Origin of the sequence: Nocardioides sp. (assembly GCF_035481145.1) — a bacterium.
Taxonomy (GTDB): Bacteria; Actinomycetota; Actinomycetes; order Propionibacteriales; family Nocardioidaceae; genus Nocardioides.
This window is the reverse complement of record NZ_DATIHB010000062.1, coordinates 1-14,391: the sequence shown is the minus strand read 5'-3', so window position 1 is coordinate 14,391 and position 14,391 is coordinate 1. Positions and strand designations below refer to the sequence as shown.

The following is a 14,391-nucleotide window of genomic DNA, read 5'->3' as shown; positions in this document are numbered from 1 at the left end:
CACACCCCAGCAGCACGACGCAGCGAAAGGCGTACTCCGCGATGAGCACCGACACCACGGCACCCCGTGCCAGCAACCCCGTCACCTTCAACGACGACGGCATCGGTGAGTGGACCGAAGACGTCGTCTTCGAGGTCACCAGCGAGCGCATCGCGGAGTACGCCGCCGCGACCAACGACCCGATCGAGGCCCACCTCAAGGGCGAGATCGCCTCCCCCGTCTTCGCGGTCGTCCCCACCTTCTTCTCGATGGCGCCTGCCGCCCTCGAGGTCGCCCCGGTCGAGCTGCTGATGAAGCTCGTCCACGGCGAGCAGGACTTCCACTTCCACGCGCCGATCCGGCCGGGCGACGTCCTCACCTGCCGCGCCCGGGCCACCGGATATGCCGCCCTGAGCACCGGCTCGACCGTCGTGGTCAAGGCCGAGACCCGCAACCAGGACGACGTACTGGTCAACGAGCAGTTCATCACCGCGTTCTTCCGCGGGGTCGACGCCGGCAAGAACGTCGGCGAGCTCGCTCCGGGCCACGCCCTCGACCCCGCCCTCACCAGTGGTACGCCGGTCGCCGAGGTCACCGCGCACGTCGACGAGGACCAGACCTTCCGTTACTCCCCCGCCTCGGGCGACCCGATGCCGATCCACCTCGACGAGGAGATCGCGCAGATGTCCGGGCTCCCCGGCATCATCAACCACGGCCTCTGCACGATGGCGTTCACCTCGTGGGCAGCACTCGACTCCTTCGTCGACGGCGACGTGACGAAGCTGAAGCGCTTCGCCGTCCGCTTCGCCAAGCCGGTCCTCCCCGGCCAGGACATCACCACCCGCTTCTGGAGCCTCCCGGCCGACGTCTCGGGGGGCGACCGCGCGGTCGGCTTCGAGACCTCCGTCGGCGACGACCTGGTCATCCGCGACGGCCTCGCCGTCTTCACGAACTGAAAGGCACCACCATGGGAACTCTCGACGGACGCGTCGCGATCGTCACCGGCGCCGGCCGCGGCATCGGCCGCGAGCACGCCCTCCTCCTCGCCCGCGAGGGCGCCAAGGTCGTCGTCAACGACCTGGGCGGCGCCAACGACGGCAGCGGCTCCGACGCCGGTCCGGCCCAGGAGGTCGTCAGCGAGATCATCGCCGCCGGTGGCGACGCCGTCGCCAACACCGATGACGTCTCCTCCTGGGCGGGCGCGGAGAACCTCGTCAAGCAGGCGATCACCGTCTTCGACGGCCTCGACATCCTGGTCAACAACGCCGGCATCCTGCGCGACGCCTTCATCCCCAACATGGAGGAGCACCAGTGGGACGCCGTCCTCGCGGTGGTCCTCAAGGGCACGGCCGCCCCGATCCACCATGCAGCGGCGTACTGGAAGGAGCAGTCGAAGCAGGGCAAGCCGGTCTCCGGCTCGATCATCAACACCGCCTCGGCCTCGGGCACGTTCATGCCCAACGCCGGCCAGGCCAACTACGGCGCGGCCAAGGCCGCTGTGGCCGCGCTGACCCTGGTGGCTGCCGAGGAGCTGGACCGCTACGGCGTCCGCGCCAACGTGATCGCCCCCATCGCGCGCACCCGTCTGACCCTGGCCACCCCGGGCATGGGCGCGATGTTCGCCGCCGAGGTCGAGGAAGGCGAGTTCGACGCATTCGCGCCGTCCAACATCTCCCCGATCGTCGCCCGCCTCGCCGCGGAGGACTGCAAGCTCACCGGCAAGTTCTTCGGCGTCCAGGGCGGTGTCATCCAGGAGTTCCAGGGCTGGCACGAGGTCGCCTGCATCGAGTCCGAAGGTCCCTGGCAGATCAGCGACCTCGCGGACAGGCTCGGCTGATGGCCCGCCAGAACTACGAGCTCGGACTCGGCATCATCGAGGAGCACCTCGACCTCGCGAACGCCGTCGCCGACCTCGCCGAGAGCGTCTTCACCGCCGACGCGGTTCGCGCGATCGTCGAGGCGAAGAAGCCCGAGAAGTTCCCGCCGTTCTGGAAGTCGCTGGTCGAGTACGAGCTGCTGGGCCTGCACATCTCCGACGAGCTCGGTGGTTCGGGCGGCGGGCTCACCACCCTCGCCGTCGCACTCGAGGCGCTCGGCCGCCACGCCCTGCCCGGCGCCTTCACCCAGACCGTCCTCGCCTCGGCCCTGCTGCAGGCCTCCGGCGGTGCGGCCACCGAGCACATCGCCGGCCTCATCGACGGTACGACGATCGGTGCGGTCGCGCCCGAGGCCGGCAGCCTGCCCCCTGCCACAGTCGGCGCCGACGGCGCGCTCACCGTCACCGGCACCTGGGACGGCGTGGCCTCCGGCGACGTCGCGGACCTCTTCCTGCTGCCCGTCGACGTGGATGGGGCCGTGCGCTGGATCGTCGTCTGGACCGACCAGGTCACGGTGGCTCGGCAAGACTCCGTCGACGTGCTCCGCGGCGCCGCCCGGATCACCGCGAGCGAGCTCGCCGTCCCCGGCGAGCACGTCCTCGCCGGGCTCACCGCGGAGCACGCTCGTTCCATCGCCGCCGTGGTCCTCGGCGCTGAGGCGACCGGCCTCATCTCCTGGTGCGTCGCGGCGGCGTCGGAGTACGCCAAGATCCGTGTGCAGTTCGGCCGTCCGATCGGCCAGTTCCAGGGCATCAAGCACAAGTGCGCGTGGATGGGGATCGCGCTCGAGCAGGCCCGGGCCGCCGTCTGGGACGCCGCGACCGCCCTCGACAAGGGCGACGACACCGCCGACGTCGCGGGCAACGTCGCCGCCGTCGTCGTTCCGGACCTCGCGGTGCAGGTCGCGCAGGACTGCATCCAGGCCCACGGCGGCATCGGCTTCACCTGGGAGCACGACGCCCACCTCTACTACCGGCGTGCCCTCGCACTCCGCGGCCTGCTCGGCACCCGGGAAACGCGGGCCCTGCGCGTCGCCGACGATGCGCTCGCCGGCAACGTCCGCTCCCTCGACATCGAGCTCCCCGCCGAGGCGGAGCGGATCCGCGCCGAGGTCCGTGCCGAGCTCGACGTGATCAAGGCGATCGAGGACGAGGACGAGCGCTTCCTCGCGCTCGGTGACGGCGGTTGGGTGCTGCCCTACTTCCCGAAGCCCTACGGCCGCGCCGCCGGCCCGCTGGAGCAGATCGTCATCGCCCAGGAGCTGAAGGCCTCCGGCATCCAGGTGCCGAACCTGCTGATCGGCGTGTGGGCCCTGGCCTCGATCGTCGGCCACGGCTCGGAGGAGCTGAAGCAGGAGCTGGCGGTCCCGACGCTGCGCGGTGAGCTGATGTGGTGCCAGCTCTTCTCCGAGCCCGGCTCCGGCTCCGACCTGGCCTCGTTGCAGACGAAGGCGACGAAGGTCGAGGGCGGGTGGAGGATCAACGGCCAGAAGATCTGGACGTCGATGGCGCAGTTCTCCGACTGGGGCATCCTCATCGCGCGCACCAACCCCACGGCGCCCAAGCACGAGGGCATCACCTACTTCCTCCTCGACATGGCCGCGAAGGGCGTGGAGGTCCGCCCGCTCAAGGAGATGACCGGCTCGGCCCTCTTCAACGAGGTCTTCTTCGACGACGTCTTCATCGAGGACAAGTACGTCGTCGGCGAGGTCGACAACGGCTGGAAGGTCACCCGCACGGCGCTCGCGAGCGAGCGCGTCGCCCTCTCCGGGAAGATGGACGCCTACGCCAACGACCGCGACCTGCTCCGCTTCGCCGGGCGCCAGGAGCTCTCCCCGGTCGCCCGCCACCGGCTCGGCGAGCTCCTCGCGGAGTCGCAGGCCATCGACGTGATGAGCAACCGGATCGTGCTCAAGCAGCTCCTCGGCTCCGACAGCTCCACCACCGCGAGCGTCAACAAGCTGCTGGCGATGAGCATCAGCCAGAAGATCGCCGAGTTCATCACCGCCGAGCTCGGCATCGCGGGCGCCTTCTCGGTGCCGGGCGCACCGACGGACCATGCCCTCGAGCAGCTGCTCGGCGGCCGCGCCACGACGATCTACGGTGGCACCACGGAGGTCCAGCTCAACCTGATCGGCGAGCGGATGCTCGGCCTTCCCCGCGATGCGGAGCCGAAGGCGACGGGCGCCTGAGGTGCTCGCCCACGAAGTCCACGGCAGCGGTGAGCCGCTGGTCCTGGTCCACGGACTCACCCACCGCCGGCAGGCGTGGTACCCCGTCCTCGACCAGCTCGCCGAGCGGCGCCGCGTCGTCCTCTTCGACCTGCCGGGTCACGGGGAGTCACCCGATCTGGTGGTCCACGGCGGCGACGTGCAGGCGAGCCTCCGGGCCGCGCTCGAGGGCCTCTTCACCGAGCTCGACCTGGACAGCCCCCACATCGCCGGCAACTCCCTCGGCGGCAGGATCGCCCTCGAGGCGGCCGCCGACGGGCTGGTCCGCAGTGCGACGACGCTCTCCCCCGCCGCCTTCTGGTGGGGAGCCCCTGACTTCCTCTACGTCCGCACGGTCTTCACCTGGCTGACCACGAGCGCGAACCTGATGGCGCCGGCGGTGCCGACGCTCGCCCGCTCGCCCCGTGCGCGCCGGGTGATGGGTGCGATGGTCTCCGACCGCAGCGACCTCATCCCGCACGACGTCTTCGTCGACGACCTGCGCGGCATGCGCCGCGCGATCCCGGCGATGAAGAAGATCTTCCCCGCAGCCGAGCCGTTCGCAGCCGCGGTGCCCAGCGACGTGCCGATCACGATCGCCTGGGGCGAGCACGACCGGATCCTGCTGCCCTACCACGCGGCGATCGCCCGTCGGCGGATGCCGCAGGCGCACCACGTCTGGCTGCGCGGCTGCGGCCACGTCCCGATGGCTGACGACCCCGGGCAGGTGGCCCGGGTCCTGCTGGAGGGGAGCGCGCCCGCTCACGCGGCACAGGTCGGTTAACGACCGTTAACATACGGGCATGGATCGCAACATCTTCGAGCCCGAGCACGATGACTTCCGCAAGAGCGTCCGTGCCTACGTCGAGCGCCAGGTCGTCCCGGCGTACCCGGAGTGGGAGAAGGACGGCATCGTCCCGAAGTCGCTCTTCACCGACCTCGCCGAGCTCGGCCTGACCGCAGCAGTGCCCGAGGAGTACGGCGGTGCCGGCCTGCACGACTTCCGGTTCAACGCGATCTTCATCGAGGAGGGGGCGTACGCCGGTGTCGGCCCCGCGCTCCTCGGCCCGACCCTCCACTCCGACATCTGCCTCCCCTACCTGCTCGAGCTGACCAACGACGAGCAGAAGGCACGCTGGCTGCCGAAGGTCGCGACCGGCGAGTCGATCGTCGCCATCGCGATGACCGAGCCGGGCACCGGCTCGGACCTCTCCGGCATCCGCACGAAGGCGGTGCGCGACGGTGACGACTACGTCATCAACGGCGCCAAGACCTTCATCACCAACGGCCAGAACGCCGACCTCGTCATCCTCGCCTGCCGCACCGGCGAGCACCCGCACAAGGGCATCTCCCTGATCGTCGTCGAGGAGGGCACGCCGGGCTTCTCGCGGGGCCGCAACCTGGAGAAGGTCGGCATGCACGCGCAGGACACCTCCGAGCTGGTCTTCGAGGAGTGCCGGGTCCCGGCCGCCAACCTGCTCGGCAAGGAGGGCGAGGGCTTCTTCGGCCTCACCAACAACCTGCCGCAGGAGCGCCTCAACATCGCGATCGGCGCGATCGCAGGCGCCCGTGCGGCGCTGGAGTGGACCAAGCAGTACGTCCGCGACCGCAAGGCGTTCGGCAATCCGATCGGCTCGCTCCAGACGATCAGCCACCGACTCGCGCTGCTCGAGACCGAGGTCGAGATCACCCAGACCTACATCGACCGCTGCATCGTCGAGCACAACGCCGGCGGCCTGTCGGTCGCCGACGCCGCCAAGGCGAAGCTCTGGTCGACCGAGGTCCAGGGCCGCGTCGTCGACGCCTGCGTGCAGCTCCACGGCGGCTACGGCTACATGCTCGAGTACCCCATCGCACGGGCCTACATCGACAACCGCGTCCAGCGGATCTACGGCGGCACGAGCGAGATCATGACCGAGATCATCGCCCGCAGCCTCGAGCTCAGCTGACGGCGTGCGCGGGGGTCGTCAGGCCGCGACCAGCCGTCCCCCGCGCCCCGTGTGTGACTTTGGTCAAAACACGTCCCGAAATCCGGCCCCAACTTCGTGAAAGCATTCACATGACGCCAGAATGACCCCGTGACCGAGACCAACCAGTCGCAGCAGACCACGACCGACGTCCTCCTCATCGGCGGCGGCATCATGAGCGCAACGCTCGCCACGCTGATCGCGGAGCTCGAGCCGACCTGGAGCATCCGGGTCCTGGAGCGGCTCGACCGCCCGGCCCGTGAGTCCACCGGCCCGTGGAACAACGCAGGCACCGGCCACGCCGCGCTCTGCGAGCTCAACTACACCCCGCAGGCCGAGGACGGCTCCGTCGACATCTCGAAGGCCATCGTGGTCAACGAGCAGTTCGCGCTGTCGCGCCAGCTGTGGGCCTTCCTGGTCGAGAACGGCCGCATCCCGGCCGCCGATCGCTTCATCCACGCGACTCCCCACATGTCCTTCGTCTGGGGCGAGGAGAACGTCGCCTACCTGCGCGAGCGCCACCGCCTCCTCTCCGAGCACCCGCTCTTCGAAGGCATGCTCTACAGCGAGGACCCCGAGCAGATCCGCGCCTGGGCCCCGCTCCTCCTCGAGGGCCGCACCGCCGAGGACCTCGCCGCCGAGCCCATCGCCGCGACGTACGCCGTGCAGGGCACCGACGTCGACTTCGGTGCCCTCACCGGCCTGCTCCTCGACAGCGTCGCCGAGCGCGGCCTGACCGTGGACTACGACGCCGACGTCAAGAAGGTGAAGCGGGCCGACGACGGCACGTGGATCGTCACGGGCAAGCAGGCCGGCCAGAAGTTCGAGCACCGCGCGACGTTCGTCTTCGTCGGCGCCGGCGGCCGCGCGCTGACCCTCCTGCAGAAGTCGAAGATCCCCGAGATCAAGGGCTTCGGCGGCTTCCCGGTCAGCGGCGAGTTCCTCCGGACCGACAACCAGGAGCTCGTCGCCCGCCACCACGCGAAGGTCTACGGCAAGGCCGCCGTCGGCGCCCCGCCGATGTCGGTCCCCCACCTCGACACGCGCGTGGTCAACGGCAGCACCAGTCTCATGTTCGGCCCGTACGCCGGCTTCTCGCCGCGCTACCTCAAGCACGGCTCGCTGCTCGACATGTTCAAGTCGCTGCGCTGGCACAACCTGATCCCGATGATCAAGTCGGGCCTGGCCAACATCCCGCTGACGATCTACCTGATCACGCAGCTGGTCTCCCGCCCGAAGACGAAGTTCAAGGACCTCCTCGACTTCTTCCCCGACGCGGAGATGAAGGACTGGGAGAAGATCACCGCCGGCCAGCGGGTCCAGGTGATCCGCCCCAACGGCGTGCTGCAGTTCGGCACCGAGGTCATCACCCACGCCGACGGATCGATCGCCGGCCTGCTCGGCGCCTCCCCGGGCGCCTCGACGGCGGCGCCGATCATGTTCGAGATCCTCGAGCGTTGCTTCCCCGCCCGGTGGGAGGGCTGGCAGCCGCAGCTCACGGCGATGGTGCCGAGCCACGGCCACAGCCTGACCGGCGAGCCCGGTCTCGCCCGCGAGGTCCAGCGGCGCACCGCCGAGGTGCTCGGCCTCGAGGTCCCGGACGTCTCCGACGTCGCCTGATCCCCACGGGGACCCGCACGTGACCGAGGAGTTCGCCGAGGACGTGCTGTCACTGGTGGAGACCATCCCGCCGGGCCGCGTCATGACGTACGGCGCGATCGCGCACCACCTCGGGCGTGGCGGTCCGCGCGGGGTCGGCGGAGTGATGGCGCGCGACGGCCACGGCGTCGCCTGGTGGCGCGTCGTACGGGCTGATGGCACGCTGCCTGCCCACCTCGTGATCGACGCCCAGGAGCACTGGCACCTCGAGGGCACCCCGCTGCGCCGCGGCGTCGTCGACGTGTCTGCGGCGTGCTGGGACCCTGATGAGGGCGCACACGGCTAGCCTGAGCCGCATGGCAGTGGCGAAGGACCCGATCCAGGAGGCGCGCGCCCAGTGGATCCGCCACGGCTGGGAGGACGCCGCCGACGGCATGGCGATGGTCACCTCGCTCACCCGGGTCCAGCAGCTCTTCCGCGAGCGCATCGACGCCACCCTGCGGCCCTACGGCCTGACCTTCGCCCGCTTCGAGGTCATGCGGCTGATCTCGTTCACGCGCTCAGGCACGATGACGATGTCGCGGCTCGGCTCCCTGCTGCAGGTCCACGCGACGACGGTCACGAGCGCGGTCGAGCGCCTGGTGCAGCAGGGATACGTCGAGCGGGCTCGCTCCCAGACCGACCGCCGGGTCATCCATGCCTCGCTCACCGCCGAGGGGCGACGCGTCGTCGAGGACGCGACCGCCTCGCTCAACGCGGAGGTCTTCGCGAAGCCCGGCCTCGACAACGCCGCGACGCTCCGCCTCTACGACGCCCTGACCGAGCTGCGCGCGGCGCTCGGGGATCTTCCTCGCTGATCTCTGCGCGTGCCCTTGGTCACAGATGGTTTGATGTCCTAGTATTGAGTTGCTAGGACATCCAAGTATCCCCGGGAGACTCCGTGACCGCCCTGCACGTCCCCACCCACCCGGTGCGCCTCGTCACCGCCTCGAGCCTCTTCGACGGCCACGACGCCTCGATCAACATCATGCGGCGGATCCTGCAGTCGCAGGGGTGCGAGGTGATCCACCTCGGCCACAACCGCTCCGTGCGCGAGGTGGTCGAGGCGGCGCTCGAGGAGGACGTCCAGGGCGTTGCTGTCTCCTCCTACCAGGGCGGCCACGTCGAGTACTTCGAGTACCTCGTCGAGTCGCTCCGCGCCGCCGGCGCCGGTCACGTGCAGGTCGTCGGTGGCGGAGGCGGCGTCATCGTGCCCGACGAGATCGAGCGGCTGCGCGCCTCGGGCGTCACGATCTTCTCCCCCGAGGACGGCCAGCGGCTCGGCCTCGCCGGCATGGTCAACACCGTCGTCGAGCGGTGCGACACCGACCTCTGGGAGCTCGCGCCGGCGGTGTCCGACGGCGTCCTCACCGGCGACCGTCCGGCGGTGGCGCGGGCCCTCACGGGCGCCGAGCAAGGACGCCTCCCGGCGGAGGTCCTCGAGCAGCTCCGCGCCGCGGCGGCTGCGCGCGTGGTGCCCGTCCTCGGCGTGACCGGCACCGGCGGCTCCGGCAAGTCCAGCCTCACCGACGAGCTCGTACGCCGCTTCCGCACCGACTTCGCCGACAAGCTCCGCATCGCGGTGGTCGCCGTCGACCCGACCCGGCGCCGCGGTGGCGGCGCGCTGCTCGGCGACCGGATCCGCGCCAACGCCGTCGAGGGCGAGCAGGTCTTCTTCCGCTCGCTCGCGACCCGGGGCGCGCATGAGGTGCCCGAGCACCTCGACGACGTGATCACCGTGCTCAAGGCGGCCGGCTTCGACCTGGTCGTCGTCGAGACGCCCGGCATCGGGCAGGGCGACGCGGCGATCGTGCCCTTCGTCGACCACGCGCTCTACGTGATGACGCCGGAGTTCGGCGCTGCCTCGCAGCTCGAGAAGATCGACATGCTCGACTTCGCGCACACGGTGGCGATCAACAAGTTCGAGCGCCGCGGCGGAGCCGACGCCCTGCGCGACGTCGGCCGTCAGCTGGTCCGCAACCGCGAGGCCTTCGGACAGCAGCCCAGCGACATGCCGGTCTTCGGCACGAGCGCCGCGACGTTCAACGACGACGGCGTCACCGCGCTCTACCAGCACCTCCGCGACGCCCTCCTCGAGCACGGCCTCCCGGATGGCGAGGGGGTCCTCCCGCGCGTCGACGTACGCCACTCCTCCGGGCTCCACCAGGTCGTGCCCGCCGACCGCACGCGCTACCTCGCCGAGATCACCGAGACGGTCCGCCGCTACCACGCGCAGACCGAGGAGCTTGCCTCGTGCGCGGCAGACCACCAGGCGATCGAGCGGGTCCGGTCGCTGGGGTCCAGCGCGGTGCGCGCGGGCCGGGGCGTGAAGCCGCTGCCGGACGAGCTCACCGAGGCCCTGCGCACGTGGCCCGAGGTCGTCGAGAGCCTGTCGGGGCAGACCCGGGAGTCGCTCTCCGGGCTGCAGGTCCCCCGCGTGGCGCTCCCCCGCACCCGTGACCATGGCGACCTCGTCCGCTATCTCCGCCGCGAGAACCTCCCCGGCCGCTTCCCGTTCACCGCCGGCGTCTTCCCCCTCAAGCGCGACGACGAGGACCCGGCCCGCATGTTCGCCGGCGAGGGCGACCCGTTCCGCACGAACCGGCGCTTCAAGCTCCTCTCCGAGGGCCAGCCGGCGACGCGCCTGTCGACGGCGTTCGACTCGGTGACGCTCTACGGCCGCGATCCTGACGAGCGGCCCGACGTCTACGGCAAGGTCGGCACCTCCGGCGTCTCGGTCGCCACGCTCGACGACATGAAGGCGCTCTACGACGGCTTCGACCTCTGCTCGCCCACCACGAGCGTGTCGATGACGATCAACGGGCCAGCGCCGACCGTGCTCGCCTTCTTCCTCAACACCGTGATCGACCAGGCCCGCGAGCTCGGCCGAGACCCCGAGGAGGCCCTGCGCACGGTCCGCGGCACCGTCCAGGCCGACATCCTCAAGGAGGACCAGGGGCAGAACACCTGCCTCTTCTCCACCGAGTTCAGCCTGCGCTGCATGGCCGACGTGCAGGAGTGGTTCATCGAGCACGGCGTCCGCAACTTCTACTCCGTCTCGATCTCGGGGTACCACATCGCCGAGGCGGGGGCGAACCCCCTCACCCAGCTCGCCTTCACCCTCGCCAACGGCTTCACCTACGTCGAGGCCTACCTGGCACGCGGCATGGACATCGACGCGTTCGCCCCCAACCTGTCGTTCTTCTTCAGCAACGGCATGGACCCGGAGTACTCCGTGCTCGGCCGCGTCGCCCGCCGGATCTGGGCGGTCGCGATGAAGGAGAAGTACGGCGCCAACGAGCGCTCGCAGAAGCTGAAGTACCACGTGCAGACGAGCGGCCGGAGCCTGCACGCGCAGGAGATGGCGTTCAACGACATCCGCACCACACTGCAGGCGCTCTGTGCGATCTACGACAACGCCAACTCCCTGCACACCAATGCGTACGACGAGGCGGTGACCACCCCCACCGACGAGTCCGTACGCCGCGCGCTCGCGATCCAGCTCGTCATCAACCGCGAGTGGGGCCTGGCGATGAACGAGAACCCGCTCCAGGGCTCCTACGTCATCGACGAGCTCACCGACCTGGTCGAGGAGGCGGTGCTCGCCGAGCTCGACCGGATCAACGAGCGCGGCGGCGTCCTCGGTGCCATGGAGACCGGCTACCAGCGCGGCCGGATCCAGGACGAGTCGATGCTCTACGAGCAGCGCAAGCACGACGGCTCGTTGCCGATCATCGGCGTCAACACGTTCCGCGCACCCGAGTCGGAGGAGCCACCCCACGAGCTCGCCCTCGCCCGTGCCACCGAGGGCGAGAAGCGGTCCCAGCTCGACCGCGTCCAGGCGTTCCGCGAGGACCACCGCAGCGAGGCGACCGAAGCACTCGCCCGCCTCAAGCAAGCGGCGACCAGCGGTGAGAACGTCTTCGCCGTGCTCATGGACGCCGCCCGCGTCTGCACCCTGCAGCAGGTGACCGAGGCGTTCTTCGAGGTCGGCGGGGAGTACCGCCGCACGGTCTGACTCAGCCCCAGAAGACCCGGTCCACGACGGCCCGCGCGCGTCGCGTCGCGCGCAGGTAGTCGTTGAGCATCGCGGTCGACTCCCCCGGTGCGTAGCCCAGGACCGCGGCCACGGCGGCGCGTTCGCGGGCATCACTCGGGACGGCGTCGCCGGGGCGTCCCCGCACCAGGGTGACGGCGTCACGGACCCGCGAGACCAGTCGCCAGGCCAGGAGCAGGTCCTGGGTGTCGTCCGCGCTGAGCAGCTCCAGCTCGGCGGCCGCCTGCAGTGCTGCGAGCGTGCGTGGCGTCCGTAGCGACGGATGCCGGCCGGCGTACTGCATCTGGAGGAGCTGGACCGTCCACTCGATGTCGGCCAGCCCACCGCGTCCGAGCTTGAGGTGCGTGTGCGGGTCCGCGCCGCGCGGCAGGCGCTCAGCGTCGACGCGCGCCTTGAGCCGGCGCACCTCCAGGACCGCGTCGTCGTCGATGCCGTCGGCCGGGAAGCGCAGCGGGTCGATCAGCTCGGTGAAGCGGGCACGCAGCCCGGGGTCGCCGACGGCTGCATCGGCACGGAGCAGCGCCTGCGCCTCCCAGGTGCGCGACCACGTCGCGTAGTAGGCGGCGTACGAGTCGAGCGTGCGGATGAGTGGGCCCTGGCGTCCCTCCGGCCGGAGGTCGGCATCGAGGTCCAGGGCGGGGTCCGACCCGGGCAGCGCGAGCAGGCGACGGAGCTCGAGCGCCACCGCCTGGGCGTACGCCGTGGCGCGCGACGCGTCCTCTCCCGGCAAGGGGTCGTGGACGAACATGATGTCGGCGTCGGAGCCGAAGGAGAGCTCCGCGCCGCCGTAGCGGCCCAGCGCGACGATCGCGAGACGGGTGGGCGCGGCGTCGAGGTCGCGCTGCCGCGCGACGTGTGCCATGACCACCTCGAGCGAGGCCTCGATCGTGGCGTCGGTGAGCGCAGCCAGTCCGGCCCCCACCTCGGCGACGTCGGTGCCGGCCACCAGGCTGCCCGCGGCGATGCGGAGCAGCTCGCGCCGCCGCACCGCCCGGATCGCCCGGACGCCCGAGGCGGCGTCCGGCTGCCGACCGGCGACGCTGCGCATCTCCGCCAGGAGGGTGACGGCGGGCAGCGGGCGGAGCCCCTCCGCGAGCACCCGGACCCCCTGGGGCTCGCGCTGGAGCAGGTCGGTGGCGTAGCGCGAGGTGGCCAGCAGCCGGGCCATCCGCTCGGCCACCTCACCCTCGTCGCGGAGCAGCCGGAGGTACCACGTCGTGGCTCCGAGCGCTTCGCTGATCCGCCTGAAGCCGAGGAGTCCTGCGTCGGGGTCGGGCGCGTCGGCGAACCACTCCAGCATCACCGGCAGCAGCGTCCGCTGGATCGCGGCCGCCCTGCTGACGCCCGAGGTGAGCGCCTCGAGGTGACGCAGGGCCGCCGCCGGGTCGGCGTAGCCGAGCGCGGCGAGACGTGCTCGCGCTGCCTCGGGGCTGAGGACCGCGCCCGAGCCCGGAACCCGCGAGGCGGCGCCGAGCAGCGGCCGGTAGAAGAGCTTCTCGTGGAGCCGCCGCACCTCGCGTCGGTGGACGCGCCACTGCTTCTCCAGCTCGGCGGCGGCGTCACGGCCCAGCTCCATGGAGCGACCCAGGCGGCGCAGCGCGTCGGGGTCATCGGGCACGACATGGGTACGGCGCATCTGCTGGAGCTGGATGCGGTGCTCGAGGCGGCGCAGGAAGCGCCACGACTCCTGCAGCGCGCTGCCGTCCTCCCGGCCGACGTAGCCCCGCTGGGTGAGGTGCTCGAGCGCGGGCAGGGTGCCCCGGTCGCGGATCGCCTCGTCCGCCCGGGCGTGGACCAGCTGCAGCAGCTGCACGGCGAACTCGACGTCGCGCAGCCCGCCCGACCCGAGCTTCAGCTGGCGCTCGGCCTCCTGCGCCGGGATGTGGGCGACGACCCGGCGGCGCATCGCCTGGACGTCCTCCACGAACCCGTCACGGGTCACGGCGCCCCAGACGAACGGCTCCGCCATCTCCACGTACGCCGCCCCCAGCGGCGCGTCTCCTGCGACCGGCCGCGCCTTGAGCAGCGCCTGGAACTCCCACGTCTTCGCCCACCGCTCGTAGTAGGCGCGGTGGCTGGCCAGCGTGCGACTCAGTGGCCCCTGCGAGCCCTCCGGGCGGAGGTTGGCGTCGACCGGCCAGATCGTGCCTGCGGCGGTGTGCTCGGAGCAGATCCGGATCAGGTGGCCGGCCAGCTGGGCGGCGGTGCGCGCGGCGGCCGCGTCGTCGACGCCCTCGGTCGCCTCGTGCACGAAGACCACGTCGACGTCGCTGACGTAGTTGAGCTCGCGACCCCCGCACTTGCCCATCGCGATGACCGCCAGGCGCACGTCGTGGGCCGGCTCGCCCACCCGGGCGCGGGCCACCGCCAGAGCGGCCTCCAGCGTCGCCGCAGCGAGATCGGAGAGCTCGGCAGCGACGTCCTCGACCGCCGTGGCGTGCGCCAGATCGCGTGCCGCGAGACGGAGCACCAGCCGGCGGTAGCCCAACCGCAGGGCGTCGACCGCCTCTGCGTCGGGCGACGTCGCGACCGGGGCGTCGTCCGCGGGGTCGGCGCCGACCGCGCGGAGCAGCTCCGCGCGCAGCCAGAAGGCGGGCGGGCGCGTCGTCTCGAGCAACGGGTCGGCCAGGTCACGCCAGGCGCCGGGCACCCGCACCACGTGGT

Annotated in this window: 10 protein-coding genes; 9 read left to right on the top strand and 1 reads right to left on the bottom strand. The window is 71.2% G+C overall.

Annotated elements, in window-relative coordinates; translation table 11 throughout:
- Nucleotides 1–41: 41 nt before the first annotated feature.
- From VLF38_RS05010 to icmF, 9 genes are all read left to right on the top strand, one after another.
- Complete coding sequence (locus VLF38_RS05010) at nt 42–935, top strand: MaoC/PaaZ C-terminal domain-containing protein (RefSeq protein WP_325270185.1); 894 nt, start codon at nt 42–44, stop codon at nt 933–935.
- An 11-nt stretch (nt 936–946) separates the two neighbouring features.
- A complete protein-coding gene (locus VLF38_RS05005; protein WP_325270184.1) occupies nt 947–1,816 on the top strand; it encodes an SDR family oxidoreductase in 870 nt (289 codons plus the stop codon).
- The gene (locus VLF38_RS05000; RefSeq protein WP_325270183.1) at nt 1,816–4,047 is read left to right on the top strand and encodes an acyl-CoA dehydrogenase; all 2,232 of its coding nucleotides are present in this window, start codon (nt 1,816–1,818) and stop codon (nt 4,045–4,047) included. The genes VLF38_RS05005 and VLF38_RS05000 overlap by 1 nt, the downstream gene beginning before the upstream one ends.
- A gap of 1 nt (nt 4,048) precedes the next feature.
- A complete protein-coding gene (locus tag VLF38_RS04995) occupies nt 4,049–4,849 on the top strand; it encodes an alpha/beta hydrolase (protein ID WP_325270182.1) in 801 nt (266 codons plus the stop codon).
- 19 nt (nt 4,850–4,868) lie between these two features.
- A complete protein-coding gene (locus tag VLF38_RS04990) occupies nt 4,869–6,014 on the top strand; it encodes an acyl-CoA dehydrogenase family protein (RefSeq protein ID WP_325270181.1) in 1,146 nt (381 codons plus the stop codon).
- A gap of 129 nt (nt 6,015–6,143) precedes the next feature.
- On the top strand, nt 6,144–7,652 hold the full coding sequence (gene mqo / locus VLF38_RS04985) for a malate dehydrogenase (quinone) (RefSeq protein WP_325270180.1): 1,509 nt from the start codon (nt 6,144–6,146) through the stop codon (nt 7,650–7,652).
- Between the two features lie 19 nt (nt 7,653–7,671).
- Nucleotides 7,672–7,977: an MGMT family protein gene (locus VLF38_RS04980; RefSeq protein WP_325270179.1), complete on the top strand. Its 306-nt coding sequence runs from the start codon at nt 7,672–7,674 to the stop codon at nt 7,975–7,977.
- A 10-nt stretch (nt 7,978–7,987) separates the two neighbouring features.
- Entirely contained in the window at nt 7,988–8,488 is a 501-nt protein-coding gene (locus VLF38_RS04975) for a MarR family transcriptional regulator (protein WP_325270178.1), read from the top strand.
- A gap of 83 nt (nt 8,489–8,571) precedes the next feature.
- Nucleotides 8,572–11,688 carry a fused isobutyryl-CoA mutase/GTPase IcmF gene (gene icmF / locus VLF38_RS04970; RefSeq protein WP_325270177.1) on the top strand — a complete coding sequence of 1,039 codons (3,117 nt, stop codon included), beginning with the start codon at nt 8,572–8,574 and terminating at the stop codon, nt 11,686–11,688.
- Nucleotide 11,689: 1 nt separating this feature from the next.
- Here the strand turns inward: icmF and VLF38_RS04965 are convergent.
- Nucleotides 11,690–14,391, bottom strand: a 2,702-nt coding sequence (locus VLF38_RS04965) for a bifunctional [glutamine synthetase] adenylyltransferase/[glutamine synthetase]-adenylyl-L-tyrosine phosphorylase (RefSeq protein ID WP_325270176.1), incomplete at its 5' end; no start/stop codon positions are given.